The organism is Xanthomonas sp. DAR 35659, from assembly GCF_041242975.1.
GTDB classification, from domain to species: Bacteria; Pseudomonadota; Gammaproteobacteria; order Xanthomonadales; family Xanthomonadaceae; genus Xanthomonas_A; species Xanthomonas_A medicagonis.
In genome coordinates, this window is the sequence record NZ_CP162488.1 from 3,590,088 (window position 1) to 3,616,888 (window position 26,801).

20 protein-coding genes are annotated in these 26,801 nt (G+C 71.0%); 3 read left to right on the forward strand and 17 right to left on the reverse strand.

Annotation, left to right across the window (positions count from 1 at the left end; translation table 11 throughout):
- Positions 1 to 86 precede the first annotated feature (86 nt).
- The 5 genes from glmM to trpB all read right to left on the reverse strand — a co-directional run bounded on the left by glmM (position 87) and on the right by trpB (position 5,048).
- Positions 87 to 1,436: a phosphoglucosamine mutase gene (gene glmM / locus AB3X07_RS14980; RefSeq protein WP_369939383.1), complete on the reverse strand. Its 1,350-nt coding sequence runs from the start codon at positions 1,434 to 1,436 to the stop codon at positions 87 to 89.
- A gap of 139 nt (positions 1,437 to 1,575) precedes the next feature.
- Positions 1,576 to 2,463: an acetyl-CoA carboxylase, carboxyltransferase subunit beta gene (gene accD, locus AB3X07_RS14985; protein ID WP_369939384.1), complete on the reverse strand. Its 888-nt coding sequence runs from the start codon at positions 2,461 to 2,463 to the stop codon at positions 1,576 to 1,578.
- Between the two features lie 309 nt (positions 2,464 to 2,772).
- The gene (trpA, locus tag AB3X07_RS14990) at positions 2,773 to 3,576 is read right to left on the reverse strand and encodes a tryptophan synthase subunit alpha (protein ID WP_369939385.1); all 804 of its coding nucleotides are present in this window, start codon (positions 3,574 to 3,576) and stop codon (positions 2,773 to 2,775) included.
- A gap of 26 nt (positions 3,577 to 3,602) precedes the next feature.
- Positions 3,603 to 3,827 (reverse strand): hypothetical protein, encoded by a 225-nt coding sequence (locus AB3X07_RS14995; protein WP_369939386.1) that lies wholly within the window; start codon positions 3,825 to 3,827, stop codon positions 3,603 to 3,605.
- Between the two features lie 3 nt (positions 3,828 to 3,830).
- Positions 3,831 to 5,048 carry a tryptophan synthase subunit beta gene (trpB, locus tag AB3X07_RS15000; protein ID WP_369939387.1) on the reverse strand — a complete coding sequence of 406 codons (1,218 nt, stop codon included), beginning with the start codon at positions 5,046 to 5,048 and terminating at the stop codon, positions 3,831 to 3,833.
- 95 nt (positions 5,049 to 5,143) lie between these two features.
- On the opposite strand from trpB, the gene AB3X07_RS15005 reads away from it, so the two are divergent.
- Entirely contained in the window at positions 5,144 to 6,049 is a 906-nt protein-coding gene (locus tag AB3X07_RS15005; RefSeq protein WP_369939388.1) for a LysR family transcriptional regulator, read from the forward strand.
- A gap of 154 nt (positions 6,050 to 6,203) precedes the next feature.
- Here the strand turns inward: AB3X07_RS15005 and AB3X07_RS15010 are convergent, their stop codons facing one another.
- The 12 genes from AB3X07_RS15010 to prmB all read right to left on the reverse strand — a co-directional run bounded on the left by AB3X07_RS15010 (position 6,204) and on the right by prmB (position 24,943).
- The gene (locus AB3X07_RS15010) at positions 6,204 to 7,301 is read right to left on the reverse strand and encodes a toxic anion resistance protein (protein WP_369939389.1); all 1,098 of its coding nucleotides are present in this window, start codon (positions 7,299 to 7,301) and stop codon (positions 6,204 to 6,206) included.
- 42 nt (positions 7,302 to 7,343) lie between these two features.
- Positions 7,344 to 8,057: a hypothetical protein gene (locus tag AB3X07_RS15015; RefSeq protein ID WP_369939390.1), complete on the reverse strand. Its 714-nt coding sequence runs from the start codon at positions 8,055 to 8,057 to the stop codon at positions 7,344 to 7,346.
- Positions 8,054 to 13,408, reverse strand: coding sequence for a DNA repair ATPase (locus AB3X07_RS15020; RefSeq protein WP_369939391.1), 5,355 nt, complete (start codon positions 13,406 to 13,408; stop codon positions 8,054 to 8,056). Before AB3X07_RS15020 ends, AB3X07_RS15015 begins: the two co-directional genes overlap by 4 nt.
- Positions 13,409 to 13,530: 122 nt before the next feature.
- Positions 13,531 to 15,531, reverse strand: a complete 2,001-nt coding sequence (locus AB3X07_RS15025) for a flotillin family protein (RefSeq protein ID WP_369939392.1) — start codon at positions 15,529 to 15,531, stop codon at positions 13,531 to 13,533.
- Complete coding sequence (locus AB3X07_RS15030; protein ID WP_369939393.1) at positions 15,528 to 16,214, reverse strand: hypothetical protein; 687 nt, start codon at positions 16,212 to 16,214, stop codon at positions 15,528 to 15,530. The genes AB3X07_RS15025 and AB3X07_RS15030 overlap by 4 nt, the downstream gene beginning before the upstream one ends.
- Before the next feature lie 370 nt (positions 16,215 to 16,584).
- Positions 16,585 to 17,247, reverse strand: a complete 663-nt coding sequence (locus AB3X07_RS15035) for a phosphoribosylanthranilate isomerase (RefSeq protein ID WP_369939394.1) — start codon at positions 17,245 to 17,247, stop codon at positions 16,585 to 16,587.
- Entirely contained in the window at positions 17,244 to 18,017 is a 774-nt protein-coding gene (gene truA, locus AB3X07_RS15040) for a tRNA pseudouridine(38-40) synthase TruA (RefSeq protein WP_369939395.1), read from the reverse strand. The genes AB3X07_RS15035 and truA overlap by 4 nt, the downstream gene beginning before the upstream one ends.
- Before the next feature lie 306 nt (positions 18,018 to 18,323).
- A complete protein-coding gene (locus tag AB3X07_RS15045; protein WP_369939396.1) occupies positions 18,324 to 20,309 on the reverse strand; it encodes a FimV family protein in 1,986 nt (661 codons plus the stop codon).
- A 434-nt stretch (positions 20,310 to 20,743) separates the two neighbouring features.
- On the reverse strand, positions 20,744 to 21,769 hold the full coding sequence (locus tag AB3X07_RS15050) for an aspartate-semialdehyde dehydrogenase (protein WP_369939397.1): 1,026 nt from the start codon (positions 21,767 to 21,769) through the stop codon (positions 20,744 to 20,746).
- Between the two features lie 103 nt (positions 21,770 to 21,872).
- Complete coding sequence (locus AB3X07_RS15055; RefSeq protein ID WP_369939399.1) at positions 21,873 to 22,910, reverse strand: 2-hydroxyacid dehydrogenase; 1,038 nt, start codon at positions 22,908 to 22,910, stop codon at positions 21,873 to 21,875.
- Complete coding sequence (gene aroC, locus AB3X07_RS15060) at positions 22,903 to 24,006, reverse strand: chorismate synthase (protein ID WP_369939400.1); 1,104 nt, start codon at positions 24,004 to 24,006, stop codon at positions 22,903 to 22,905. The genes AB3X07_RS15055 and aroC overlap by 8 nt, the downstream gene beginning before the upstream one ends.
- Before the next feature lie 10 nt (positions 24,007 to 24,016).
- Positions 24,017 to 24,943 (reverse strand): 50S ribosomal protein L3 N(5)-glutamine methyltransferase, encoded by a 927-nt coding sequence (gene prmB, locus AB3X07_RS15065; RefSeq protein ID WP_369939401.1) that lies wholly within the window; start codon positions 24,941 to 24,943, stop codon positions 24,017 to 24,019.
- Positions 24,944 to 25,022: 79 nt separating this feature from the next.
- Between prmB and AB3X07_RS15070 the strand changes: the two genes are divergently transcribed.
- Positions 25,023 to 25,673: an SCO family protein gene (locus AB3X07_RS15070; protein WP_369939402.1), complete on the forward strand. Its 651-nt coding sequence runs from the start codon at positions 25,023 to 25,025 to the stop codon at positions 25,671 to 25,673.
- Positions 25,670 to 26,515 carry an archaetidylserine decarboxylase gene (gene asd / locus AB3X07_RS15075; protein ID WP_369939403.1) on the forward strand — a complete coding sequence of 282 codons (846 nt, stop codon included), beginning with the start codon at positions 25,670 to 25,672 and terminating at the stop codon, positions 26,513 to 26,515. Before AB3X07_RS15070 ends, asd begins: the two co-directional genes overlap by 4 nt.
- Positions 26,516 to 26,801: the final 286 nt, after the last annotated feature.

Genomic DNA, 26,801 nt, shown 5'->3' on the forward strand with positions numbered 1-26,801 from the left:
AGCGCCGCGATCAGCGCAACAAGCGATAGAGCAGGTAGAAGGTGGCCATCTTGGCGATGACCACCGCGATGGCGATGGCGAGCGACTCACGCCGCGTCACGGACCGCCCCGGCGAGTTTCTCCAGGGTGTCGCGCATCAGCGCCGCGTCGTCGGCCTCGACCGTGACCCGCAGCACCGGCTCGGTGCCGGACGGGCGCAGGAAGGCGCGCCCGCGCCCCTGCACCGCCGCCTGCGCCGCGGCCAGCGCGGCCTGCACGCTGGCCGCCTCGGCCGGACGCGCGCCCGGCTGCAGGCGCACGTTGACCGTCTGCTGCGGCACCTTGCGCAAGTCCTGCAATCCCTCGCGCAGGCTCTGCCGCGAGCGCTTGAGCACCTCCAGCACCTGCAGCGCGCTGACGATGGCATCGCCGGTGGTGGCGCGATCCAGGCACAGCATGTGCCCGGAAGTCTCGCCGCCGAGCACGCCGCCGTGCTCGACCAGCGCCTGGTGCACGTAGCGGTCGCCGACCTTGACCCGCAGGAACGGCAGCTGCAGCGCGGCCAGCGCCTGCTCCAGGCCGTAGTTGGTCATCAGCGTGCCGACCACCGGCCCGCGCAGGCGCCCGCTGGCCTGCCAGCCGCGCGCCAGCACGTACAACAGGTCGTCGCCGTCGACCGGATTGCCCCGGTCGTCGGCCATCAGCACGCGGTCGCCGTCGCCGTCGAAGGCGATGCCCAGGTGCGCGCCATGGCTGCGCACGTTGCTGGCGAGGTTGTCGATGTGCATCGAGCCGACGCCAGCGTTGATGTTGAGCCCGTCCGGCGCGGCGCCGATCGCGACCACCTCCGCGCCCAGTTCGCGGAACAGCAGCGGCGCGATGTGGTAGGTCGCGCCGTGCGCGCAATCCAGCACCAGCTTCAGCCCGCGCAGGTCGAAGCCGCGCGGCACGCTGGCCTTGCAGAACTCGATGTAGCGACCGATCGCGTCGCGCGCGCGCATCGCCTTGCCAAGGCGTTCGGATTCGACGGTGGCGAACGGCGCGTCGAGCGCCGCTTCGATCGCGCTCTCGGTAGCGTCGTCGAGCTTCTCGCCCTCGGCGGAGAAGAACTTGATGCCGTTGTCGTAGTGCGGATTGTGCGAGGCGCTGATGACGATGCCGGCGTCGGCGCCGAGGGTGCGCGTGAGGAACGCCACCGCCGGGGTCGGCATCGGCCCGAGCAACTGCACGTTGGCGCCGGCGGCGACCAGCCCGGCCTCCAGCGCCGACTCGAACATGTAGCCGGAAATGCGCGTGTCCTTGCCGATCACCACGGTCGGCCGCGCCGCGCCATCGGCGCCCGCGCCGAGCACGCGGCCCAGCGCATTGCCCAGGCGCATCACGAAATCGGCGGAGATCGCGCCCTGCCCGACCCGGCCGCGGATGCCGTCGGTGCCGAAGTATTTGCGTTGGTTCATACGGCTGTGAATGGGGAATGGAGAATCGGGAATGGGAAAAAGCCGGAAAATTCCACGGGTCGCGGAAACGCGCTTGCCACGCGATGCATCGCGCTCGCGACAACACGGTTCCCGATTCCCGATTCCCGATTTCCGGCTTTCACGCCACCTCCGTCTTCGCCGGCGCCGGCTGCCGCATCATCATCGCCAGCAGTTCGGACAGACGATCGCGCAGGTCGCGGCGGTCGCAGATCTGGTCGATGGCGCCGTGCTCGAGCAGGAATTCCGAGCGCTGGAAGCCTTCGGGCAGGGTCTCGCGCACGGTCTGCTCGATCACGCGCGGGCCGGCGAAGCCGATCAGCGCGTGCGGCTCGGCGATGTTGATGTCGCCGAGCATGGCGAAGCTGGCCGAGACGCCGCCGGTGGTGGGATGGGTGAGCACCGACACGTACGGCAGCCCCGCCTCGCGCAGGCGGCCGAGCGCGGCCGAGGTCTTGGCCATCTGCATCAGCGAAAACAGGCCTTCCTGCATGCGCGCGCCGCCACTGGCGGAGAAGCACACGAACGGCGCGCCGATCTTCAGTGCGGTTTCCGCGGCCAGAGCGAAGCGCTCGCCGACCACCGAGCCCATCGAGCCGCCCATGAAGGCGAAATCGAACGAGGCCGCGACCAGCGGCTGGCCCTTGAGCAGGCCCTGCATCGCCACCAGCGCGTCGTATTCGCCGGTGCTCTTCTGCGAGGCCTTGATGCGCTCGCCGTACTTCTTCTGGTCCTTGAACTTCAGCGCGTCGGTCGGGCCCAGGCGCGCGCCGATCTCGGTCGGCGCGGTGTCGGCATCGAACAGCGCGGCCAGCCGTGCGCGGGCGCGGATCGCCATGTGGTGGCCGCACTTCGGGCACACCTCCAAGTTCTCCTCCAGCTCCGGCCGGTACAGCACGGCGCTGCAGTTGGGGCACTTCTCCCACAGGCCTTCGGGGACGCTGCGCTTCTTGCTGGGCGTGCTATCGGTGCGGATGCCGGAGGGCATCAATTTGCTGAGCCAACTCATGCGGAATGACGATCCAGTCGCGCGGCCCACCGGGCCGCCAAGGGGCGACAGTCTAGCGCGCCGCTAGATATCGCGCCGCAATACGCCGGCGCATCGCCTCGGCGGCAGATTGCTGCGCTGCAACACGCATTTCGAAGGCGGCTCGCCGCATCGGCGTGCCATGCCACCGTTGCGGTGACGGAAGATGCGCCGCTGGCCGGAGCCTGGGACGCGCGAACGCGATGGCCGCGCCAGTTCGCCATCAGGGACAGACGCCACGCGTGGTCAGCGCATCGACCGGCATCCGAGAGACGCCGGCGAACATGCGGCTCAGGCGTGGTCCAGCGCCTGCCGCAGCGGCGTCAGGAACGCCAGGGCGGCGTCGCGCGCGGCCTGCGGACTGCCCGCTTCGGCCAGCGCCGCGACCAGCGCGCTGCCGACCACCACGCCATCGGCATCCACCGCCATGGCCTTGGCGCTGGCGGCGTCCTTGATCCCGAACCCGGCCACCACCGGCACCGTGGAGCGGGCACGCAACTGGCGCAGGCGATCGCCGGCGGCGCGCGTGTCCAGGTGGTCGGCGCCGGTCACGCCGGCGAAGCTGACGTAGTAGAGATAGCCGCGCGCGGCGTCGCACAGCAGGCCGAGGCGCGCGTCGCTGGTGGTGGGCGACGCCAGCACGATCAGGTCCAGCCCGGCCGCGGCGAAGATCGCCAGGGTCTCGGCCGACTCTTCCGGCGGCAGGTCGACCAGCAGCACGCCGTCCACGCCGGCGGCCACCGCCTCCTCGGCGAAACGCGCGGCGCCGTGGATCTCGACCGGGTTGAGGTAGCCCATCAGCACCACCGGCGTGTCCGCATCATCGCGACGGAAGGCGCTGACCGCCTCCAGCACGTAGGCCAGGCCGGCGCCGCGCGCCAGCGCGCGCTCGGAGCTGCGCTGGATGGTCGGGCCGTCGGCCATCGGGTCGGAGAACGGCACGCCGAGCTCGATCACGTCGGCGCCGGCCTCGACCAGCGCATGCATCGCCGGCACGGTCGCCTCCAGCGATGGATCGCCGGCGGTAAGGAAGGGAATCAGGGCCTTGCGCGAGTGCGTGCGCAGGCGGGCGAAGGTGGCGTCGATGCGGCGCATGAGGGATCCAGGCTAGGAAGAGAGGGTCAATCGGTCGGCGGCGCGGCGCAGGCGGACACCATGTGCGCAGGCAGTTCCGCCAGCGCCGGCGCGGGCGCCTCCACCACGAAACTGTCCACGCAGCAGCCGCAGCCGGTGTTGTCGGAGCAGGCGCGCAACGCGTCGCGCCAGCGCGCGAGCCAGTCGAGCAGCAGTTCCTGCTCGCCCGGCACATCGCATTCGGCGGTCAGCGTCGCGCGCACCCAGCGCATCGCTCAGACCTGCACGCCTTCACGCGCGGCGATGGTGTGCACATCCTTGTCGCCGCGGCCGGACAGATTGCACAGCACCAGCGCATCCTTGGGCAGTTCGCGCGCCAACTTGATCGACTGCGCCACGGCATGGCTGGATTCCAGCGCCGCCAGGATGCCCTCGGTGTGCGCCAGCAGGTGGAACGCGGCCAGCGCCTCGTCGTCGGTGACGCCCTGGTAGGTGGCGCGACCGCTGTCGGCCAGGAACGCGTGTTCGGGGCCAACGCCCGGATAGTCCAGCCCGGCGGAGACCGAGTGGGTCTCGACGATCTGGCCGTCGTCGTCGCAGATGACGTAGGTGCGGTTGCCGTGCAGCACGCCCGGGCGGCCGGCGGCGATGGACGCGGCATGGCGGCCCGTGGCGATGCCGTCGCCGGCGGCTTCGGCGCCGTAGATCTTCACGTCCGGGTCGTTGAGGAAGGCATGGAACAGGCCGATCGCGTTGCTGCCGCCGCCGACGCAGGCGCTGATCGCGTCCGGCAGGCGGCCGTAGTCCTTGAGCATCTGCGCACGCGCCTCGCGGCCGACGATGGCGTTGAAGTCGCGCACCATGCGCGGATACGGATCGGGGCCGGCGACGGTGCCGATGATGTAGAAGGTGTCGCGCACGTTGGTCACCCAATCGCGCATCGCCTCGTTGAGTGCGTCCTTGAGCGTGGCCGAGCCCGAATGCACCGGCACCACCGTGGCGCCGAGCAGCTTCATCCGGTAGACGTTGATCTTCTGCCGCTCGATATCGGTGGCGCCCATGTACACCACGCACTCCAGGCCCAGCCGCGCGGCCACGGTGGCGCTGGCCACGCCGTGCTGGCCGGCGCCGGTCTCGGCGATGATGCGGGTCTTGCCCATGCGGCTGGCCAGCAGCGCCTGGCCGATGGTGTTGTTGATCTTGTGCGCGCCGGTGTGGTTCAGGTCCTCGCGCTTGAGCAGGATCTGCGCGCCGCCGACTTCGCGGCTGAGCCGCTCGGCGTGGTAGATCGGGCTGGGGCGGCCGACGTAATGGGTGAGGTCCTTGTCGTATTCGGCGATGAAGGCCGGATCCTGGCGCGCGGCGTCGTAGGCGGCGGCCAGTTCCTGCAGCGGGCCGATCAGGGTCTCGGCGACGAAACGGCCGCCGTAGCGGCCGAAATGGCCGGCGGCGTCGGGATAGGCGTGGAAGTCGCTGATGGGGACGGAGGACATGGGGATCGCAGGCAGCAGGACAGGGCTGCACTTTAACGCACACGTCGCCAGGCAAAAACCGATAAAGTCTGACCAGACCCGTCAGGAAATCTCACATGTCCAGCCTGCGCCGCCTGCCCTCGCTGAACGCCTTGCGCGCCTTCGAGGCCGCGGCGCGGCTGCGCAGCGTGGGCGGCGCGGCCGCCGAGCTGCACGTCACCCACGGCGCGGTCAGCCGCCAGATCCGGCTGCTGGAAACGGAACTGGGCCAGCCCCTACTGCAACGCGACGGCCGCGGCATCCGCCCGACTGCGGCCGGCGAGCGGCTGCGCGAGGCCGCCGGCGGCGCCTTCGCCCAGTTGCAGGACGCGGTGGCGGAGTTGCGCCGGCCGCAGCGGCCCAGCGCACTGGTGCTGGGCTGCCCGGGCAGCATCCTGGCGCGCTGGATGATCCCGCGGCTGCAGGCCCTGCAGCGCGACCTGCCCGCGCTGACCCTGCACCTGTCGGCGCACGAAGGCGCGTTCGCCGCGGACCTGGACGGCCTGGACGCCGCACTGCTGCTGGGCGAGGCGCCGTGGCCGGCCAGTTGGCGGGTGCACGTGCTGGCGCCGGAGCGGATCGGCCCGGTGCTGAGTCCGGCGCTGCCGCAAGCGGCGGCGCTGGCCGCGGGCACGCCGGCGGCGTTGCTGCGGCAGCCGTTGCTGCACACCGCCTCGCGCCCGCAGGCGTGGCCGGCCTGGGCGCAGCGGCAGGGGGTGGACCCGGCCACGCTGCGCTACGGCACCGGCTTCGAGCACCTGTACTACCTGCTGGAAGCGGCGCTGGCCGGGATCGGCGTGGCGATCGCGCCGCAGCCGCTGGTCGCCGACGACCTGGCCAGCGGCCGCCTGCTGGCGCCGTGGGGCTTCGTCGACACCGGCGGGCAATGGGCGCTGTGCACGCGGCGGGAGCAGCAGGACCCGCGGGTGGAGGCATTGGCGGGCTGGTTGGCCGGCGAGCTGCTGCGGCAGGATCGCGGTTAGGCGGGTTGCCTGCCGCGTTCGCCGCCGATCCGCGCGCAATGGCGCCGCCTGAGACACGAGGCCGCGGCGCCTGGGATGCGAGTGGCTTGGGGTGTCTGTCGCGGCTGAAGCCGCTCCTACAGGTCGGCTGGGGCGCGTTTGCGGCGCGTGCGCCTCAGCCCGGCTGCGCCGGCGCGGCCAGGCGCCGCTGCAGATCGTCGCGCAGCCGGCTCAGTTCGACCTCGGCCGCGCGCCGTTGCTGCATGCCGTCGCGGTGGATCTCGCGCACCTCCTCCACCGTGGCGATCAGCTGCTCGTGCACATGGCGCAGCGTGTCCATGTCGATCACCGCGCGCTGGTTGGCGCGCGCCGTGTCCACCGAGGCCTGCCGCAGCAGGTCGGCGTTGCGGCGCATGATGTCGTTGGTGGCATCGTCGATGGCGTTGGACAGCGCCACCGCGTTCTGCTGCTCGTGCAGCGACAGCTGGATCGCGAACTGGCGCTTCCACGACGGGATGGTGATGTCGCGGACGGTGTTGAACTTCTCGATCAGCTGCAGCGCGTTGGCCTGGATCAGCCGGATCATCGGCAGCGACTGGTCGGCCGCGTGCTGCATCACCTGCAGGTCGCCGACGCGCTTGTCGAGCAGGCGCAGGGCGGTGTCGATCTCGGCGCGCTGCCCGCGCGCCTGCGGATCGTCCTGGCCCGCCAGCGCCAGGTGCTGTTGCTGCAGCTCGGCCAGGCGCAGCTTGCCGGCGGCGACGTGCAGGCCCAGTTCGCGGCGCTCGGCCTGCACCATCTGGTGCATGCGGTCGAATTCGCCCACGCGCTGGCCGAGGTTGGCCTGCTGCGCGCCGACGTCGCGCAGCAGTTGTTCGATCTGCCGGTTGGTGTCGCTGAACTTCTGCACCAGTTCGTCCTTGGAGGCGCGCAGGCGATCGATCAGGCCGCCGATCAGCGGCACCCGCGAGCGCTCGCCGAGCTGGTCGAGCTTGAGCGCGCGCGCGATCCGCACCACTTCGCCGAGCTTGTCGCCGCTGGCCTCCAGGTCGCGGTTGCGGACCTGGTCCAGCAACTGGCTGGAGAACGCGGCGGTCTGCGCGGCGACCTCGGTGCCGAACAGGTGCAGGCTGCCGGGCGTGAGCTCGCGCAGGCCCTGCGCCAGCGCGGCGATCTGCGCGCGGTCGTCCGCCACCAGGCCGAGCGCCTTGAGGTCGGCCTCGTCGGGTTGCAGCGGCAGGCTCTGCGGCGTCAGCGGGTGTTCCTGGGTCATCGTGGTTCTCCTTCGATAGCGATTCGCGGCGGCGGCGCAGGCTCAGCGCAGTCTAGCCCGCATGGCCTGCAGTTCGGCCAGGATGTGCCGCTGCGCCTGCGCGGCGCGGGCCGCGTGGTCCCCGCCCCGCGCCGCCTGCGGCGCGGTGGCGGCCTGGCGCCAGGCCGGCAGCAGCACCTCGCGGATGTGCCGGTAGCGTTGCAGCAGGTCGTCGCCCTGCTGCTGCAGCAACCGCCACTGCGCGGCTTCCAGGCGCCAGGCGGCGGCGAGGCGGCGCAAGTGGTCGAGCCGCTGGCTCCAGGCCGGCGCCAGCGCCGGGTCGGTCGCCGGCGCCGCGGCGATCCAGCGCTCGAGCGCGGCCACGCCGGCCTCGGCGACGCCGGCCATTTGGGCATGCGCCTGGCCCGCACGCTGCAGCGCCTCGGCATGCCCATCGGCGCGCAGCAGGACCACGCCGAGTTGCGCCTGCAGGGTCTCGGCCTCGGCCTGGCGCTCCAGGTCGCGCCCGAGCAGGCGCCCGAGCAGGCCGCTGTCGCGGCGGATGCGCTGCGGATCGCGCGCCTGCAGCGCGTGCTGGATGCGCTCCAGTTCCTGCACCAGCGCCGCGCCGGCATCCGGCGCGGTGGCACACGCGGCCAGGGCCAGCGCGACCGCCTCCAGCAGCGGCGCCGCGTAGCCGGATGCGGCCTGCGCGTCGCGCGCCGTCGGCGGCGAGGCCGGCGGCGCGGGCAGCGCCGGGGCAGCGTCCGCGCTCACGCCGGGCCGGGTTCGGGATCGTCGCCGCGCGCGGATCCCGCATCGCCATAGAAATGCCGCGCCAACGCTTCGTCGAGCTGGCGCTCGGCCAGCGTGCGCGGGCGCCGCACGCGCGGCTCCGCCGCCGGCGCGGACGGCTCGCGCAGCGACGCGCGCAGCGCCTCGGCCAGCGCCGCCAGTGCCTGCCCGGCCTGCGCCTGGCCCTCGTGCGAGCGGGCGATCGCGTCGAGCAAGGGCTGCAGCGTGGGCATGACCGGCGCCTGCGTCGGCGCAGGCGCCGGCGCTGCCGGCGTGGCCACAGCCGCGGCGGGCGGCGTTTCGCGCTCGCGTTCGGCCAGCACCTGGCGCAGCAGCGCGAGCAGTTGCTCCCAGCGCGCCGGCTCCGGACTCGGCTCGGCACGCAGCCCCTGCAGCCCCCCGGCGATGTCCGCCAACTGCGCCACCATGCGCCCGCCGACATCGGCCTCGTCGGCGCCCATCGCCTTGTTGCGCAGGAAATCGCGCTTGATCTGGTCCCAGCGCGCCTGGTCCTCGGCGCCCATCGCGCCGCGCAGTTCGGCCAGCTTGAGCAGGTTCTCCTCGGCGCCACTGGTCAGCAGTTGCGCCTCGCCCAGGTAGTGGTCGGAAATCAGTTGCTGCAACTCCGCCTCGTTCATCACCGGCGAGACCTTCTCCGCCAGTTTGTTCATGTTGCGGTAGCTGCCCTGCAGGCGGAACGGCGGCTCGGTGCGGTAACGGTCGTCCTGCGCGGCGCTGGCGATGTACTGCTGGTTGACCTTGTACACCACGTCGCGCACGCGCAGCAGGCGCTGCAGCGTGGCCACGATCTCGTTGATCTCCGCGCCGCTGTAGGCATGGCTGAGCGCGTTGCTGGAGATCTCCTTGCCGCGCGCGCGATCCACCAGCAGGTACAGATCGGCCAGTTCGCGCGTGGCCAGCGGCGCCAGCACCGGATTGGAGGTGAGCGCGTTCTCGATGTAGCTGAGCAGGAACGCCTCCTCCATGCCGCCGAGCACATCGCCGAGGTTGTAGATGTCGGCGCGGTTGGCGAGCATGTCCGGGATCTTGAACACCTCGCCGGACTCGGTGTACGGATTGCCGGCCATGACCACGCAGAACTTCTTGCCGCGCATGTCGTAGGTGCGCGTGCGCTGCTTCCACACGCCTTCGATGCGGCGCGTGCCGTCGCACAGCGAGATGAACTTCTGCAAGAACTCCGGGTGCGTGTGCTGGATGTCGTCGACGTACAGCATGGTGTTGTTGCCCATCTCCAGCGCGAGATTGAGCTTGAGCAGCTCCTGCCGCGCGGTGGCGTCCGGCGCCTGCGCCGGATCCAGCGAGCGCACCGCGTGCCCCAGCGCGGGGCCGTTGATCTTCATGAAGACCAGGCCCAGCCGGCTGGCGACGTACTCCATCAGCGTGGTCTTGCCGTAGCCCGGCGGCGAGATCAGCATCAGCAGACCCATCAGGTCGCTGCGCTTGTTCTCGCCGACGGTGCCCATCTGCTTGGCGAGGTTGTCGCCGATCACGCCCAGGTAGACGTCGTTGATCAGCTTGTTGCGCACGAACGAGGACAGCGGCCGCGGCTTGAACTCGGACAGGCGCAACTGCTCGCGCTCGCGGCCGATGACCTGCTGGCGCAAGGCCTGGTAGTGGCGGAAGCCCGGCACGAACACCTGTTCGTGGTGACGCAGGCGCGCCAGGAAATCGTCGATGGCCAGACCCAGGCGGCCGCCGTCGATGCGCGGATGTTCGCCGAGCAGGCCTTCCACCGTGGCCATCAGCGCCACCTCGCTGGCGCGGCTGCGCAGCCGCGGCGCCAGCAGCGCGATCGCCACCGCCTCGGGCGCATAGCCGGCGTGGACCGCGAAGCGCGGATCGTGGCACAGGCCCTGCACCCACTGGCTGGCCTGCGTCCAGGCGGCGCCGAGCTTGCCGCGCACGCGCTCCAGGGCTTGGTCGAACTGCTCGCGCAGCCCGGCCTCGGCCAGCCGCGCATGCAGCGCATCGAGCAGTTCCCGCGCATGGCGGCTGAACGGGAACGTCGGTTCGCCCTGCGCCAGTTCGGCCGCCAGGTAGGCGGCGGCCGCCTGCGCCTGGGCGGGGTCGAACGGCAAACCGGTGTCCTCGGCGAAGCGCTGCATGGCCTGCGCCATTTCCGCCCGCAGCGCGTCGCGGCCGTCGCGCGCGCCGAACAGGCGCGCGATCGCATCGACCCCGGCCTGGCGCGCGACCCACGAGGCCACCTCTTCCTCGCGCTGGCGTTCGGCCCAGAACGCCATCGCCAACGCGCGCGCGGCCGGCGCGTGCATCAGCGTACCCGCGGCCTGCTGCAAGGGCAGCAACGCCTGCAGGATGCGCGTCGCGTCGTGATCGTGGATGCCGCGCTCGTAACCCTCGCGGTAACGCGGCGCGGCGAAGTCGCGCACGCTGCGCGCCAGCGCGTCGGGCGCGGCGGCCAGTTGCGCCAGCGCATCCAGGCTCAGCCCCTCCTCGCCCGCCAGCGCCGTTTCCAGCATGCGCCCGGCCAGGTACTCGCCGCGGTACAGGCTGGGCGATTCCGAATCCAGCGCCACCTGCCAGTAGGCGCGGGTGGCGTCCAACGCGGCGTCCTGCAGCGGTTCCAGGTAGTCGGTGCCGGTGAGATGCAGCGCCAGTCCGTCCTCGCGCGGCAGCAGGGTCAGGTCCAGCGCCTGGGTGTTGACGCTGAAGCGGTGCCGCGGCCCCAGCCGCACCACGTTGCCGCCGGACTCGAACAGTTCGCTGCGGTCGCGCAGCGCGCGCACCGCCTGGTCGCGCACGCCCTTCAGCCGCGCCTCGACATCGTCGGCCTTGACGCTGTCGCGGTAGCCGCGCAGCCGCTCGGCCAGCTCGCGCAGCTTGAGGATCAGTGGGTCGCCGGCGAAGAAGGCGTTGAGTTCGTCGGCATTGGCGAAGCGCTCGGTGCGCCGCGGCAGGCCGTCGAGGATGCGCGTGGCCGCGTCCAGCAGCGAGCGCGCCTTGCGCTGGCGGTCGTCGAGCAAGGCCTGCTTGTGCGTCTCGAACGCCTCGACCAGTTCCTCGCGCTTGCTGAGGATGTCGCCCAGGAACTGCTCGTGCTCGCCGAACTGGCTCTCCAACTCCTCCAACTGCACCATCAGTCGCGACAGCTGCTCGTCGGCGCGCTCGGGATCGGTGGACAGCGCCAGCGCGCTGGTGATCGCCTGGCCGAACAGCGCGAACTGCGCGCCGAACTGGGCCACGGTCTCGGCCGAGCCCAGGCTCTTGCGGCGCTGCTCGGCGCGCGCGCGCGCCTGGTTGAGCCGCGCATAGACTTCGGACAAGGCCTCGACCACGCGGGTGCGCTCGGTGGCGTCGTCGACCTTGAGCCCGGCCATCAGTTCCGACAGCAGGTCCAGGTCGGCCGACATCGCCTGCATCGCCTGCACCTGCTCGGACAGCGCGCGCGCGGTCGCCGCGGCCTGCGCCGCCGCATCCAGTTCGGCCAGGCGCGCGTGCAGCGGCGCCAGCGCGCTCTCGCTGCCGAGGAAGCGCCCGGTGGCGGCGCCGACCGTATCGTGGGCCTGCTGCAGCGTCGCGCCCATCGCGTCGATCGCCTCGGTGTCGATGTAGCGGTACTCGCGGATGGTCAGCAGATGCCCGCGCTGCGCGGCGATGGCGTTGAGCGGTTCGACGAACTCCTGGATGGTGTTCCAGTTCTCCGGCTGCAGCCGCGCCAGCAGCGCCTTGTGCGCGGCCGTCGCCTCGGCCATCGCCTGGTCGGACTGCTGGCGGATCGACAGGACCTTCTCGTATTCGTCCAGCACCGCCTCGCCGGTGGCGCTGATGCCGCGCAGCACGCCGGCCAGGTCGCCGCAGTGCGCGTCCTCCAGCCAATGGTGCGCGTCGAACAGGCGCCGCGCGTCCTCGACCAGCACTTGGTAGCGCTGCACCGAGACCTCGTCGCGGTCGATCGCGCGCGCCAGCCCGAACAGGCTGGAGATGCCGCGCACCAGTTCGGCATTGCCGATGCGGCCGAGGAAGGTGTTGCTCGGCGGGCGCCTGGCGGCGAACTCGTCGCTGCTGAACGGGGTCTGCCAGACCTGCATCGGATGGATCCGGGTCGGCTCGGTGCCCTCGGCATGGAACAGCACCATGCGCCCGTCCTGCAGCAGCGCATAGCCATGGCCGAACACCGGGTTCTGCAGCGCGCGGCGGATGGTGTTGTAGACGAACAGCGCGGACTTGCCGCCCTCGCGCTCGTAGAAGATGTACAGCACGTCCTCGCCGTTGGGCGAGCGGATCGCGCGCTTGAACTGCATCCCGTCCATCGCCGCGTCGAACGCCTTGTGGTCGCCGTTCTGCAGGTAATAGCCGCCGGGAAAGATGATGCCGTGGTCCTCGGGCAGCTGCACGCAGGCCTGCACGATGGCGTCGTTGCGCACGATGCGGCCGCTGAGCGTGTTGTAGATCAACCCGCGCCACTGCGTCTCGCGATACGGCAGCACCTTGAGCAGGACCAGGCTGCCGACCCGCGCGAAATCGAATTGCGCGTCGTCCAGCGACTGGGTCTTGTCCTCCACCGGTTCGCTGTAGATGCCCTGCCCGGTCTCGGTGTTGTTCTCGACCTTGATGGTGAGATCGCCGCCGATGGTCTCCACGAACAGGGTGTCGAGGATGTTCAGATGCGAATGGCGGCCGTTCACCGCCATCTCGCGGGTGGCGCGGGTCCATTCGAAGTCGAACGGCGGCGGCAGCGCGATGTCGCGTTCGCCGCGCGCGTCGATGTAGGTCAGCGCGCCGGCGCTGTCCTGCGCCCAGCGGAACACGCGCACGTCGCTGCTGCGCTCGCCGATCTGGAACGCCGCCAGCAGCTTGCCGCCGATGACGATCAGTTGCAGCAGCCGGGCGTGCTTGTAGTAGGCGTAGAGTTCGCCGAAATCGTGCACGAAGCCGGCCTGGCCGAGGAAGCTGCCGGCCAGGTCGATCGGGCTGACGTCGTAGCCGTCGGCGCCCTCGACCAGCCGGTACAGGCCGAACACGTCCTGCACGCGGGTCTGGTTCTTGAGCCCGAGGAACACGTTGTAGCCGAACAGCAGCAGGTCCGGCCCGACCTGCACGATGTCGCGGCCGACGCAATTGTGCTCGGTGCGGATGCGGAAGCGGCCGTCCACCTCGAGCCGGCTGTCGCCGAACTCCTGCAGGCGCTGGCGGTTGAGCGCCTCGACCGCGTCCTGCAGCCGCGCGCCCTGCTCGACCAGGCGCTTGCGCAGCACGTCGTAGGCGCCGCCCTGGGCGACCGCCTGGTCGACCTGGCTGGGCGCGCCGCCCTCGGCCTGCGGATCGGTCTCGGATTGGGGAGGTGTTGCCATCGTCGCGGCTCCTGCCGGCTTGCAGGCGGTCGGCGCCTTGCGGCGCGCGCCCGCCACGGGTTGCGACGGCGCGCCGCCGTTGCCGGCCGCGCGCCGCCTGCGCACTCAGTCCAGTGCCGCGCTCAAGCCTGGGCGACGGGCAGTTGACCGGCGGTGTCCGGCGCCGGCCGCGACGGCGCCGCCGCGCCGCGCTGCACGCCGAGGTAGCGCTGCATCAGGTCCTGCACGATCGGGCTCTTGTCGGCCAGGCCTTCGATCGACTTGCCGAGCGAGACCGCCTTGACCAGATTCTCGAACATGCCGCCGTCGCCGCCGACCAGATCGATGTCGGCATTGCGCAGGGCGCTGGCGATGACCTCGGCGTTCTCCTTGGAGACTTCCTTGCCGGCCTCGATCGACGCCAGGGCCTGCTTGAGGCTGTTGTCGAGCAGCATCCGGAACTCCTCATGGCCGCGCGCGCTGTCGCTGAGCGCGCCGATCGCCTCGAACTTGCGGGTCAGGCCGTCGGCCTCGGCGAACAGGCGCTTCTCCACCACCACCGCCTCGGCCATGCCGATCGACTCGGCGGCGCTGGCCTTGGCCTTGCCCATCTGCTCTTCGCCCTGCGCCTTGGCCTGCAGCGTCTCGGCCAGCACGCGCGCCTCGTTGCTGCCCTGCTTGAGGCTGGCATCGGCCTTGGCCTCGATCACCCGCGCCTCGGCGATGCCGACCTTCTCGATCGCCAGCGCCGAGGCTTCCTTGACCTGCGCGTCGGCCAGGCCGGGCGCGGCCTTCTCGGCGCGCGTGCCGTCGGCGAGCAGCTTCTTGGCCTCGGCCTGCTTGCCGGCGGCCTCGTGCTCGGCCTGCGCCAGGGTGGTGAGTTCGACCGCGCGGTGCTTGGCCGCGGTCTCGCGCGCCTGCGCCTCCTTGACCTGGCGCACCAGCAGCTCCTGCGCCTTGGCCTCGGCTTCCAGGATCGTCACCTGCTTGTGCCGGTCGGCCTCGGCCACTTCGCGCACTTCCTTGATCCGCTCTTCTTCCTGCGCCACGGTCTTGTCGATGGCGATGCGCTCGCGGGTGATGTTGGCCACGTCCATCTTGCCGTTCTCGACCACCTTGTCGCGCTCCACGCCCTGCAGCTGCACCTCGCGATCGGTGGTGACCTGCTCCAGCTGGCGCGCACGCGCGACCCGCTCGACCTCGATCGCCACCGCGCGCTGGCGGTTCTGCTCGGCGACCTCGACCTCGCGCAGGCGGTTCTGCTCGCGGATGTCGATCAGCTGCTGCGCCTCGATGCGCGCGTTCTCCGCCAACTGGCGCTGCTCTTCCTGCACCTTCAACGTCTCGGCCTGCTCGCGCGCGCGGATCGTATCGACCTCGCGCTTCTGCCGCGCCTCGGCCTCGGCCTGCTGCCGCTCCAGCGCCAGCATCGCCTCGCGCGCCTCCACGTTCTTCTTGGTGATCGCCAGCTTCGCGTTCTGCTCCAGCTCATTGGTCACCACATTCTGGGTGCCGGTGAGCTCGGTGATCTTGCGGATGCCCTCGGCGTCGAGGATGTTGTGCGGGTCCAGCAGCGCCTTCGGGGTCTGCTCCAGGTAATCGATCGCCACGTCCTCGAGCACGTAGCCGTTGAGGTCGTTGCCGATCACCGCGATGATCTCGTCGCGGAATTCCTGGCGCTTCTCGAACAGCTCGGTGAACTCGAACTTCTTGCCGACCGTCTTCAGCGCCTCGGAGAACTTGGCGTTGAACAGTTCGTCGACCGCGTCCTTGTCCGAGGCGCGGTCGGCCCCGATCGCCTTGGCCACGCGCAGCACGTCGGCCTGGGTCTCGTTGACGCGCAAGTAGAACGCCACCGCGATATCGGCGCGCATGTTGTCGCGGCAGATCAGTCCCTCCTTGCCGCGGCGATCGACCTGCAGGGTGATCAGGCTGATCCGCATCAGCTCGGCGCGGTACAGCACCGGCACGATCAAGGCACCGGTGAAATGCACCTTGGGCGTGGAGCTCATGTCGTTGACGATCAGCGCCACGCCCTGGTCCACCTTGCGATAGAAGGCGCGGAACAGGCCAGCCAGCCCCAGCAGCAGCACCAGCAGGATACCGACGCCGATCAGGAACGGCGCCATCGTCGCAAAACTCATCGGTGGATCTCCTTATCGCCCGCAATCAGGCTGTGTGGAAACGGTGCGCCCAGTTGGTCCTGCTCGCGGGCGATCAAGTAATGGTTGTGCGCGTGCACGTAATCGACCAGCACCACGCGCTCGCCGCGCGGGTAGACCTGGCCGGCGGGCGCGCGCACCTGCAGCACCAGGCCGGCGCCGCCATCGTCGAAGGTGGCGTAGCCGCTGTTGGCGTCGGCGCGCGGCGAGGCGACGATGCCGATCTTGCCGAGCAGCGATGCCTGCGCCACCGGGCGCAAGCGCAACAGCAGCCGGCGCAGCGGCCGCAGCATCCAGGAGGTCAACGGCACCGCCGGCAGCAGCGCCAGCAGCGCCACGCCGGCGCCGATGCCCCAGCGCAGACCGGTCGGCAACGGCTGCAGCAGGAACAGGTGGACGAAATAGGTGCCGATCCAGCCCCAGAACGACAGCAGCGCCACCACCAGCATCACCGGCGCCCCGCCCAGGCCCAGCCGCGCGAAGATGCCGGACACACCGTGCAGGCCGTGATCGGCGCCATGCGCGCCATCGGCATGCAGGTGCCCGTCGCCGGCCAGGTCGCCGATGCCGGTGGCGGCCAGCGCCCAGTAGATCGCCGAAAACGCCAACAGCACGCTGTACGGCAGCGTGGGAAATCCCAGTGCGACGTTCAAGAACTCGGCCATTCCCCCTCATCCGTGCTGTGCCGTATCGACGCGTCCCGTCATGGACAGCGCCGCATTGCTTCCACCTGCCAGGCGCGCATTCGGCGCGCGGCGCACCAACGCCAGGGCAGGCCCCTGCAGGAATCATACGTGAAAGGCGTGGCGATATGCCGGCAGGCACGGCGACATGGCCGGCCTTCGCCAGGCCATGCGCGATGCACGCACTGCGATCAGGCTGGAGCGCGCGTCCAAGCGCAGCCGCCGCGATGCGCAGCAAGCGCATGCGTTTGGCCACAGCGGCAAGCCGCGGCAATCGACGTCGCTCCGGGATCGGCGCTGCTCGTGTCCTGCAGCCGCTTCACGCGCCCGCCCGGGCGACGCGGTCGCGCACTCAGCAGTTGGTGGACAGCTCGTGGCAGTCCGCGCGGCGCACTTCCTCGACGAACTTGCGCATCTTGTGGCCGTCCTTGATGCCCGGCTCGCTCTCGATGCCGCTGGACACGTCCACGCCCCACGGCAAGGTGGCGATGATCGCGTCGAACACGTTGTCGGCGGTGATCCCGCCGGCCAGCAGGAACGGGCGGTGCAGCCCGGTGGGCAGGCGCGTCCAGTCGAAGGTCTTGCCCGAACCGCCGCTCTCGCCCGGGGCATGGCTGTCGAACAGGAAACCGGCCGCGTTCGGGTACTGCAACTGCAGGGTCCGGGCGTTGATCTCGCCGCCCCCCATGGGGACCGCCTTCAGGTACGGCAGGTTGAAACTCCGGCAGAAGCCATCGTCCTCGTCGCCGTGGAACTGCAGCAGCGTCGGCCGTACCGTCCGCAGGACTTCGCGCACTTCGTCCTTGGGGTTGTCGCGAAACAGCGCCACCACGTCGACCATCGGCGCGGCGGCCTGGCGCATCGCGCGCGCCTCGGCCGGCGCGACCCGGCGCGGACTGCCGTGAGCGAAGACGAACCCGACCGAATCCACGCCAAGTTCGCCGGCCAGGCGGATGTCGCCAGCACGGGTCATGCCACAGAACTTGATGCGGGTGCGATACAGGGTGCGATTCATAGGGTGACCTCGGCCGGTAGCTTCCAGGTGTCGGGGTAGAGCGGACCGACGAACACCAGTCCCTGCGGCGGCGCGGTCGGGCCGGCGACGCTGCGGTCGCGCCCGGCAAGCAGTTCGCCGATCCAGGACACCGGCTTTTCGCCCGTCCCTACCATGATCAAGGACCCTACGATATTGCGCACCATGTGATGAAGGAATGCATTGGCCTGGACCTGGACCTCGATCACCTCGCCGCTGCGGGTCACCGCGATCGACTGCAGTTCGCGCCGCGCGTGCAGCGCCTGGCACTGGATGCTGCGGAACGCGCTGAAATCCTGCTCGCCCAGCAGCGCCTGCGCCGCGGCGTGCATCGCCTCGGCCTGCAGCGGCCGCCGCTCCCAGCTCAGGGTCTGACGGTACAGCGCCGGACGCACCTGCCGGTTGAGCAGGCGGTAGCGGTAACGCCGCGCGCGCGCGGAGAAGCGCGCATGGAAATCGTCGGCGGCCGGCACGCACCAGCGCACGCACACCGAGGGCGGCAACCGCGCGGTGGTGCCGAGCATCCAGCCGCGCGGCGCGCGCGGCGCATCGCAGTCGAAATGCACCACCTGGCATTCGCCGTGCACGCCGGCATCGGTGCGGCCGGCGCAGACCACGCTCACCGGCGCATCGGCCACCGACGACAGCGCCGCCTGCAGCGTCGCCTGCACGCTCGGCCCGCCGGATTCGCCGAGCTGCTGCCAGCCCTGGAATTCGCTGCCGTCGTACTCCACGCCGAGCGCGTAGCGCATGCGCCTACCCCGCCCTTGCGCGCAATGCGGACAGGCCCGGCCAGCGCGCGGCGTGGTCGCACGGGCGAACCCGCTGCGGTGCGCGGCGCGCGGCCACGGCGGCGCGCGGCGGCGCCGATCGCACGGATCGGCGCGTGATGCGGGCAGCGCCCACGCGGGAGATCCCGGCCTGGAGACGTCGCGCCGGCCGCACTGCTGCGCCGGCGGGCACCGGCGCGGTCGTGTCGAGGAGGGGCTCGCGCATCGTCGCCATCCCGGTCGCGGCGGGACGGCGGCGGCGCGAGCGCCGCGCACCGTCCGCGTGGATCACCCCAGACGCCCCAGCAATTGCAGCGCCTCGGCGCGTGCCGTCGGATCGCCGCCGGCGGCCACCTCGTTGAGCAGGGTGCGCGCGGTTTCGTTGTCGCCCAGGTCCATATAGGCCACCGCCAGTTCCAGCCGCTCGCGGCCGATCGGCGGATACGCCGGTGCCGGCTCGGCGACCGGCTCCGGGGCAGCGGGCAGCTCGTCCTGATGCCAGGTCGGCTCCTGGCGGACCGCCGCCGGCGGGACCGCTGGCGCCTGCCGCCATGGCGCGTCGGCGTCGTGCGAAACCTGCGGCGCGGGCGCCAGGTCGAGGTCGGGCTGCGGCGCGGGCGACGGCGGCGGCACGTCCTCGGCAGGCGCGCGCGGCGGCGCATGCGTGGCCAGTTCGCGCTCGAACGCGTGATCCTGATCGACCTGGGCGTGATCCAGCCACTCCCGCTCCGCCTCCTGCTCTGCCTCCTCGCGCGCGTGCCGGTCCAGCGGCGGCAGGTCCGGCGCGTCGACGTCGCGATGCGCGGTCGTCGGCACCGCCGCGGCCAGTTCCGCGGTGTCGTAGCCATGCCGCGGCAGCGGCGGCAACGGCGACGGCTTGCGCCGGCGTGACAGCAGCAAGGCAACCACGCCAAGCACCAGCAGCGCCAACCCGCCCCACAGCCACAGCGGCCAGCCGTTGGCGGCCGCCGGCGCGGGCTGCGCCTGGGCCGGCACCTGCCCCGCCTGCGCCAGACGCTTCTGCGCGGCCGCCAGATCGCTGTCCTTGAGCGCGATCAGCTGCTGCTGCTGGGCCTTGAGCTTCTCCAGTTGCTCGACCCGCGAGCGCAGTTCCTGGACCTCGGCATCGCGTGCCGCGAGGTCTTCGCGCGCCTGCTGCAATTGTTGAGTCGCCACCATGTCTCCCTCGTCGCCGGCACCGGTGCCGGACTTGCTTCCCGCGTTGTCGCGCTGCGCCGGCACCGCCGGCGCGATTTCCAGACGTGCCCCGGGGGCGCCGGCGGCGCTCGCCGTCGCCGCCGGCTTGGCGGCGGCCGGCGCCGGCGCGTCGGCCTGCTGCGCCTGCGCCGGTTGCGGCACCGGCGCGCGGGCCTGGCGCCACTGCGCGGCCTGCTCGCGGACGATGGCGGTGGCCGCCGCGGCATCGATGCTAGCCAGTTCCTCCTCGCGCGGCGTGCGCAGCACCGCGCCCTGCTTGAGCAGGTTGAGGTTGCCGCGGATGAACGCATCCGGATTGGCGCGCAGCAGCGCGACCATGGTCTGGTCCAGCGAGCGGTCGCTGCCGCGCGCCAGTTGCCGGGCGATCTGCGACAGGGTCTGGCCGCGCTGCACCGGCGCCAGCGCATCGCCGGGCGCCGCGACCGGTGCCGGCGCGGTGCGCACCGGCGCGGGCCTGGGCGCGGCCGCCGCTGGCGGCACGGCGGTGGCGGCGGGCGGCGCCGCGGCCGGCGGTGCCGGCTGGGCGCGGTCGATGCGGTCGGAGGGCATCGCCGCCGCCGGCGCGTCGATCGCCGGCGCCTCGATCGCCGCGGCGGTGCTGGGCGCGTCGACCAGGGCGGAGTACTCGCGGATCAAGCGGCCCTGGCCCCAATCGACCTCGATCAGGAAGCTCAGCGACGGCACATCGACCGGCATGCGGCTGCTGACGCGGATCACCGCGCGGCCCTGGTTGGTCTGCGCGAAGCGGAATTGCAGGTCGCCGACCAGGCCTTCCGGGCGCTGCAGGCCGACCCGGGCGAAGGTCGCCGGCGAGGCCAGGGCCACGCGCGCGTTCTCCAGTTCGCCCGGTTCGTTGGAAATCACCGGAATTTCGGCCAGGAACGGCTCGCCCGGCTTGGACAGCACGCGGATGTCGCCGAGCCCCAGCGCCAGAGCGGCCTGGCTGCAGGCCAGCAACAGCACTGCGCAGCCCGCACGCCAGGCGTGGCGCCAGCGGCGCGCGAGCGGTGCGTCGCCGTCGCGGCGGAGAGAGAACGAACGTGGTTGTAGGCGCATCCCGCCCCTGCCCCTTGGAGTCATGGCGTGCAATATATATGAAGCGGGGATTCGGGATTGGGGATTGGGGATTCGCTGCAGATGCGGCGGCGGCATGGAGCACCGACATGGAATCGGCAAGGCGGTCGGGAGCGAGGCCCCAGTTGTTGCGACGCGCCGTTGCCCTGTAGGAGCGGCTTTAGCCGCGACGAAGCGTTACCGGTAAAGCCCATCGCGGCTAAAGCCGCTCCTACACGCGCGCCTCCTATCGTGACTGGAGACCAATGGCGCCCCGCTACACGGGGCCAGTGCGACACGCATGCCGTAGACGACAACGGCCAGGGCATGCGCCACTGGCCGTTGCGTGGGCAGCTGGGGATTCCGCGCTCCGCAGCGCCGAAGCGGCGCTGCGGAGCGCCTGCGAATCCCCAATCCCCCTCCCGAATATCGGCTCCTCAGCCCTCCTGCGCCACCAACTCGGCCAACTGCACCGCATTGAGCGCGGCGCCCTTGCGGATGTTGTCGGCCACCACCCACAGATTGAGGCCGCGCGGGTGCGAGAAGTCCTCGCGGATGCGGCCGACGAACACCGGATCCTTGCCCGAGGCATGGGTCACCGGGGTCGGGTAGCCGCCGGCCTTGTGCTCGTCGACCACTTCCACGCCGGGCGCCTGCCCCAGCAGGGCGCGCGCCTGCTCGACGGTGATCTTGCGCTTGGTCTCGATATTGACCGCCTCGGAATGGCCGTAGAACACCGGCACGCGCACCGCGGTGGGGTTCACCAGGATGCTGCTGTCCTCGAGGATCTTCTGCGTCTCCCACACCAGCTTCATCTCTTCCTTGGTGTAGCCGTTGGGCTGGAAGTCGTCGATGTGCGGGATCAGGTTGAAGGCGATCTGCGCCTGGAACTTCTGCGGCTCGATGTCCTGGAACGCCAGCAGCTGCGCGGTCTGCTTGCCCAGTTCCTCCATGCCCGAGCGACCGGCGCCGGACACCGACTGATAGGTGGCCACGTTGATGCGCTCGATGCCGTATTCCTTGTGGATCGGCGCCAGCACCGGCATCAGCTGCATGGTCGAGCAATTGGGGTTGGCGACGATGCCGCGCGGACGGTTCTTCAGCGCATGCGGATTGACTTCCGACACCACCAGCGGCACGTCGTCGTCGTAGCGGAAGGTCGAGGAGTTGTCGATCACTACCGCGCCGGCCGCGGCGAACTTCGGCGCGTACTCCTTGGAGATGCCGCCGCCGGCGGAGAACAGCGCGATGTCCACGCCGCTCGGGTCGAAGGTGGCCAGGTCGAGCACGGTGACCTTCTGGCCGTTGAACTCGACCTGGCCGCCGGCCGAGCGCTCGGAGGCCAGCGGGTACAGCGTGGCGATGGGGAAGCCGCGCTCGGCGAGGATGCTCAGCATGGTTTCGCCGACGGCACCGGTGGCGCCGACGACGGCGACGTTGAAACGACGGGTTGCATTGCTCATGGAAGGATTCGATCCGCAGGAAGAAAAAAGGGGAGGAACAGCCGCACTGCCGCTTGGATTCGGGGAACCTGCCGTGCGCGCCGCGCACAGGGCCGCAGGCTCCCTATCGTTTTTTGTCCGCGATCGCCCGCCCGCCGCCGCCCGCCGCGGCGATCGCGTCCAGGTTCAGCGCGTTGGGCGGGCGCCCGGCGTCGGCGCCGATGCCCAGCGCGGCGAGCAGGTTGTCCACCGCCAGCGACACCATCGCGCGGCGCGTGGCCACGCTGGCGCTGCCGATGTGCGGGGTCAGCACCACGTTGCGCAGCGCCAGCAGCTCCGGACGGATCGCCGGCTCGCCTTCGAATACGTCCAGGCCGGCCGCGGCCAGGCGCCCGTTGGCCAGCGCGTCGGCCAGGGCGATCTCGTCGACCAGGCCGCCGCGGGCGATGTTCACCAGCGTCGCGGTCGGCTGCATCTTCGCCAGCGCGGCGGCATCGATGAGGTGGTGCGACTGCGCGCTGTACGGCAGTACCAGCAGCAGGTGGTCGGCGCGCGCCAGCAGCTCGTCGAAGCCGACGTACTCGGCGCGATGCGCGCGCTCCACCTCGGCCGGCAGGCGGCTGCGGTTGTGGTACAGCACGCGCATCGAGAAGCCGGCGGCGCGACACGCGATGGCCTGGCCGATGCGGCCCATGCCGAGGATGCCGAGGGTGCTGCCGTGGACATCGGCGCCGAGCATGGTCTGGAACGACCACTGCTGCCATTGCCCGTCGCGCAGCCAGCGCTCGGATTCGGTGATGCGCCGCGCCGCCGCCATCAGCAACGCGAAGCCGAGATCGGCGGTGGTCTCGGTGAGCACGTCGGGGGTATTGGTGGCGACGATGCCGGCCGCGCTGAGCGCGTCCAGGTCCAGATTGTTGTAGCCGACGCCGACGTTGGCGATGGCGCGCAGCCGCGGCGCGCCGGCGATCTCGGCGGCGCCGATGCGTTCGTTGAGAGTGACCAGGGCACCGTCCAGCGGCGCCAGCGCCGCGGCCAGCGCCTGCGGCGAATACTTGGTCACGTCCGCGGTGGTTGTCAGCGCGCAATGCGCGCCCAGCCGTGCGACGACGTCGTCGAACAACGGCTGGCTGACCCACACCCGCGGCCGCGACTCAACCATCGCCACCGCCCGGGATGCGCGGCGTCACAGTGCCCACGTCGCCACATTGCGCTCGGTGGCGCAGCGCCTGGTCCATCAGCACCAGCGCCATCATCGCCTCGGCGATCGGGGTGGCGCGGATGCCGACACAGGGGTCGTGGCGGCCGGTGGTGATCACGTCCACCGCCTGCCCATCCACGTCCACCGTGGCGCCGGGCAGGCGCAGGCTGGAAGTCGGCTTGAACGCCATCGAGACGACGACGGGCTGGCCGGTGGCGATGCCGCCGAGCACGCCGCCGGCATGGTTGGACTGGAAGCCGTCCGGCGCGATCAGGTCGCGGTGCTCGGTGCCCTTCTGGGTCACCGCGGCGAAGCCATCGCCGATCTCCACGCCCTTGACCGCGTTGATGCTCATCATCGCCGCGGCCAGTTCGCCGTCGAGCTTGCCGTAGATCGGCTCGCCCCAGCCCGCCGGCACGCCGTCGGCGACCACGGTGACCCGCGCGCCGATCGAATCGCCGGACTTGCGCAGCGCATCCATGTACGCCTCCAGCTCCGGCACCTGCGGCGCATGCGGCCAGAAGAACGCATTGTCTTCCACAGCGTCCCAGGCGAAGCCCTGCGGTAGCAGCGGCCCGAGCTGCGACAGATAGCCGCGCACGCGCACGCCGTAGCGTTGCGCCAGCCACTTCTTGGCGATCACGCCGGCGGCCACGCGCATGGTGGTCTCGCGCGCGGACGAACGCCCGCCACCGCGCGGATCGCGGATGCCGTACTTCTGCCAGTAGCTGTAGTCGGCATGGCCGGGGCGGAACTGCCGGGCGATGTCGGTGTAGTCCTTGCTGCGCTGGTCGGTGTTGCGGATCAGCAGGCCGATCGGGGTGCCGGTGGTGCGGCCTTCGTAGACCCCGGACAGGATCTCGATCTCATCGGCCTCGCGCCGCGCCGAGGTGTGCCGGCTCTTGCCGGTGGCGCGGCGCTGCAGGTCGTGGGCGAATTCGCCGGGGTCCAGTTCCAGGCCCGGCGGGCAGCCATCGACCACACAGCCGATCGCCGGCCCGTGCGATTCGCCGAAGGTGGTGACGGTCAGCAGCTTGCCGAAACTGTTCGCGCTCATACGTGTCGCGTCACCGGTCCGCGGCCAGTTCGGCGATGCGCGCGTGATGCGCGACCAGTTCGGCGCACTCCACCGCGAAGATGCCCATCTGCCCGACCTTGAACTCGACCCAGGCGAAGTCCACTTCCGGCAGCAGCTGCGCCAGCGCGCGTTCGGACTCGCCGACCTCGCAGATCAGCAGGCCGTCCTCGCTCAGGTGCGCCGGCGCGTCGCGCAGGATCTTCAGCGCCAGGTCCAGGCCGTCGTCGCCCGCGCGCAGGCCCAGCTCCGGCTCGTGTGCGTATTCCGGCGGCAGCGCGTCGGTCTCGGCATGGGTGACGTAGGGCGGATTGGTCACGATCAGCTCGTAGCGGCGTCCGCCCAGCCCGGCGAACAGGTCGGACTTGACCAGTTCGACGTTGTCGGCCAGCAGCCGTTCCTTGTTCTCGGCCGCCAGGCTCAGCGCGTCGTCGCTGATGTCGACCGCGTCCACCTGCCAGTTCGGGTTGTAGTGCGCCATGGCGATGGCGATGCAGCCCGAACCGGTGCACAGGTCCAGCGCGCGCTCGACCGGGCGGCCGGCCAGCCACGGCTCGAAGCCGGCCTCGATCAGCTCGGCGATCGGCGAACGCGGCACCAGCGCGCGCGCGTCGCTCTTGAAGCTGAGCCCGGCGAACCAGGCCTCGCCGGTGAGGTAGGCGGCGGGGATGCGCTCGGCGATGCGGCGTTCGAACAGCGCCAGCACCTGCGCCTTCTCCGGCGTGGTGACGCGCGCGCCGCCGTAGGCCGGGCCCAGGTCGTGCGGCAGGTGCAGCGCGTGCAGCACCAGTTGCGTGGCCTCGTCCAGGGCATTGTCGTAGCTGTGGCCGAAGCTCAGCCCGGCGGCGTTGAAACGGCTGGTGCCGTAGCGGATCAGGTCGATGATCGTGTGGAGTTCGGCGGCCGCGTCGGCAGTCATGGCAACAGGCAAGGCAATGTGGCCCCCGATTATAGAGGCCCGGCCGCTATGATGAGCGTTCGTTGCATGGGAAATCAGTATGTTCAACCGCACCTTCGGCATCGTCCTGGTGGTCGCCCTCGCCGCTGGCCTGGGGCTGCTGCTGGCCCAGAAGTACTTCGGCGGCAGCGCCGCCCCGGCCTGGCCGGAAACCCGCGCGGTGCGCATGTACCCGCAACCGCGCGCCCTGCCCGACTTCCATCTGCGCCAGTCCGACGGCACGCCGCTGGTCCCGGGCGAGCTGAAGGGTCACTGGACCCTGGTGTTCCTGGGCTTCACCGCCTGCCCGGACGTGTGCCCGACCACCCTGGCCGACCTGGCCCGGGCGCAGAAGCAGTGGGAGTCGATCCCCGACCCGCTGCGCCCGCGGGTGCTGTTCGTCTCGGTCGATCCCGAGCGCGACACTCCCTCGCGGCTGGGTGCCTACGCCCACGGCTTCCACAAGGACACCCTCGCCGCCACCGCCGACGTGCCGGAGTTGGAACGCTTCGCCACCGCGCTGGGCTTCGTGTTCCAGAAGGTGCCCGGCAAGCATTTCCAGGAAAACCCCAACGACTACAGCATGGACCACTCCGCAGCGATCGCCGTGCTCGACCCGCAGGGTCGCCAGACCGGGCTGATCCGCCCGCCGTTCGATGCGGCCGCGATCGCCGCCGACCTGCAGGCGCTGACCAAGGCCACCGCGCCATGAGCCTGCTGACCACGCTGACCTACGTCCTGCCGCACCGGCTGCTGTCGTCGCTGGCGCGGCGCCTGGCCTACTCGTCGCGACCCGGGCTGAAGCAGTGGCTGATCGACACCGTGGTGCGCCGCTTCGGCGTGAACCTAGCCGAGGCCGCCGAGCCCGATCCGCGCGCCTATCCGACCTTCAATGCCTTCTTCACCCGCGCGCTGCAGCCCGGCGCGCGCCTCGCCGATCCAGATCCGCAGGCGCTGCTGATGCCGGCCGACGGCCGCATCAGCCAGCTCGGCCGGATCGAGGACGGACGCATCTTCCAGGCCAAGGGCCAGTCGTTCACCGCCGCCGAGCTGCTCGGCGACGACGCGGCCGCGGCGCCGTTCGCCAACGGCCTGTACGCCACGGTGTATCTGTCCCCGCGCGACTACCACCGCGTGCACATGCCCTGGACCGGCACCCTGCGCGAGACCGTGCACGTGCCGGGCCGGCTGTTCAGCGTCGGCACCGACGCGGTGCGCAACGTACCGCGCCTGTTCGCGCGCAACGAGCGCCTGGTCTGCCATTTCGACACCGACTTCGGCCCGATGGTCTCGGTGATGGTCGGCGCGCTGCTGGTGTCCGGGGTGGAGACGGTGTGGAGCGGCGTGGAGATCCCGCGCTACGGCGACCGCATCACCCGCAAGGATTGGCGCGGCAAGGGCATCGTGCTGGAGCGGTTCGCGGAGATGGCGCGCTTCAACTACGGCTCGACCGTGATCGTGCTGTTGCCGCCGGGCGTGGCCGCGTTCGATCCGGCGCTGGCCGCGGAATCGCCGGTGCGGCTGGGCCAGGCACTGGCGCGTCTGGTGCGCTGAGGCGTGCAGGGCCGCGTTGCGGCCCTTTGTGGGGAGTGCAGTTATGGGAGGGACTTCGGTCCCGACGCATGGACGGTGAGGTGCGGCCAACCTGTCGTTGACGACGGGAACGCCGCACACCCAACACTGCGGCCGCCGCACCCTCATCCGGCGCTACGCGTCACCTTCTCCCGGAAGGAGAAGGGATGGGATCGCGCCTGCGTCTTGCCGCTGATGGTGAAGCACAGCCCCCTACTGTAGGAGGGACTTCAGTCCCGACGCATTGACGGTGAAGGGCCGCAGGCTC

Excerpts from the sequence above, each read along its gene's own strand:
- AB3X07_RS15010 (WP_369939389.1), bottom strand. The coding sequence starts at position 7,301 with ATGACCCAGGAACACCCGCTGACGCCGCAGAGCCTGCCGCTGCAACCC.
- AB3X07_RS14995 (WP_369939386.1), bottom strand. The coding sequence starts at position 3,827 with ATGCGCTGGGTGCGCGCGACGCTGACCGCCGAATGCGATGTGCCGGGC.
- AB3X07_RS15035 (WP_369939394.1), bottom strand. The coding sequence starts at position 17,247 with ATGAATCGCACCCTGTATCGCACCCGCATCAAGTTCTGTGGCATGACC.
- asd (WP_369939403.1), top strand. The coding sequence starts at position 25,670 with ATGAGCCTGCTGACCACGCTGACCTACGTCCTGCCGCACCGGCTGCTG.
- AB3X07_RS15005 (WP_369939388.1), top strand. The coding sequence starts at position 5,144 with ATGTCCAGCCTGCGCCGCCTGCCCTCGCTGAACGCCTTGCGCGCCTTC.
- trpA (WP_369939385.1), bottom strand. The coding sequence starts at position 3,576 with ATGCGCCGCATCGACGCCACCTTCGCCCGCCTGCGCACGCACTCGCGC.
- aroC (WP_369939400.1), bottom strand. The coding sequence starts at position 24,006 with ATGAGCGCGAACAGTTTCGGCAAGCTGCTGACCGTCACCACCTTCGGC.
- glmM (WP_369939383.1), bottom strand. The coding sequence starts at position 1,436 with ATGAACCAACGCAAATACTTCGGCACCGACGGCATCCGCGGCCGGGTC.
- AB3X07_RS15050 (WP_369939397.1), bottom strand. The coding sequence starts at position 21,769 with ATGAGCAATGCAACCCGTCGTTTCAACGTCGCCGTCGTCGGCGCCACC.
- trpB (WP_369939387.1), bottom strand. The coding sequence starts at position 5,048 with ATGTCCTCCGTCCCCATCAGCGACTTCCACGCCTATCCCGACGCCGCC.
- AB3X07_RS15045 (WP_369939396.1), bottom strand. The coding sequence starts at position 20,309 with ATGCGCCTACAACCACGTTCGTTCTCTCTCCGCCGCGACGGCGACGCA.
- AB3X07_RS15055 (WP_369939399.1), bottom strand. The coding sequence starts at position 22,910 with ATGGTTGAGTCGCGGCCGCGGGTGTGGGTCAGCCAGCCGTTGTTCGAC.
- AB3X07_RS15070 (WP_369939402.1), top strand. The coding sequence starts at position 25,023 with ATGTTCAACCGCACCTTCGGCATCGTCCTGGTGGTCGCCCTCGCCGCT.
- AB3X07_RS15030 (WP_369939393.1), bottom strand. The coding sequence starts at position 16,214 with ATGGCCGAGTTCTTGAACGTCGCACTGGGATTTCCCACGCTGCCGTAC.
- accD (WP_369939384.1), bottom strand. The coding sequence starts at position 2,463 with ATGAGTTGGCTCAGCAAATTGATGCCCTCCGGCATCCGCACCGATAGC.
- prmB (WP_369939401.1), bottom strand. The coding sequence starts at position 24,943 with ATGACTGCCGACGCGGCCGCCGAACTCCACACGATCATCGACCTGATC.
- AB3X07_RS15020 (WP_369939391.1), bottom strand. The coding sequence starts at position 13,408 with ATGGCAACACCTCCCCAATCCGAGACCGATCCGCAGGCCGAGGGCGGC.
- truA (WP_369939395.1), bottom strand. The coding sequence starts at position 18,017 with ATGCGCTACGCGCTCGGCGTGGAGTACGACGGCAGCGAATTCCAGGGC.
- AB3X07_RS15025 (WP_369939392.1), bottom strand. The coding sequence starts at position 15,531 with ATGAGTTTTGCGACGATGGCGCCGTTCCTGATCGGCGTCGGTATCCTG.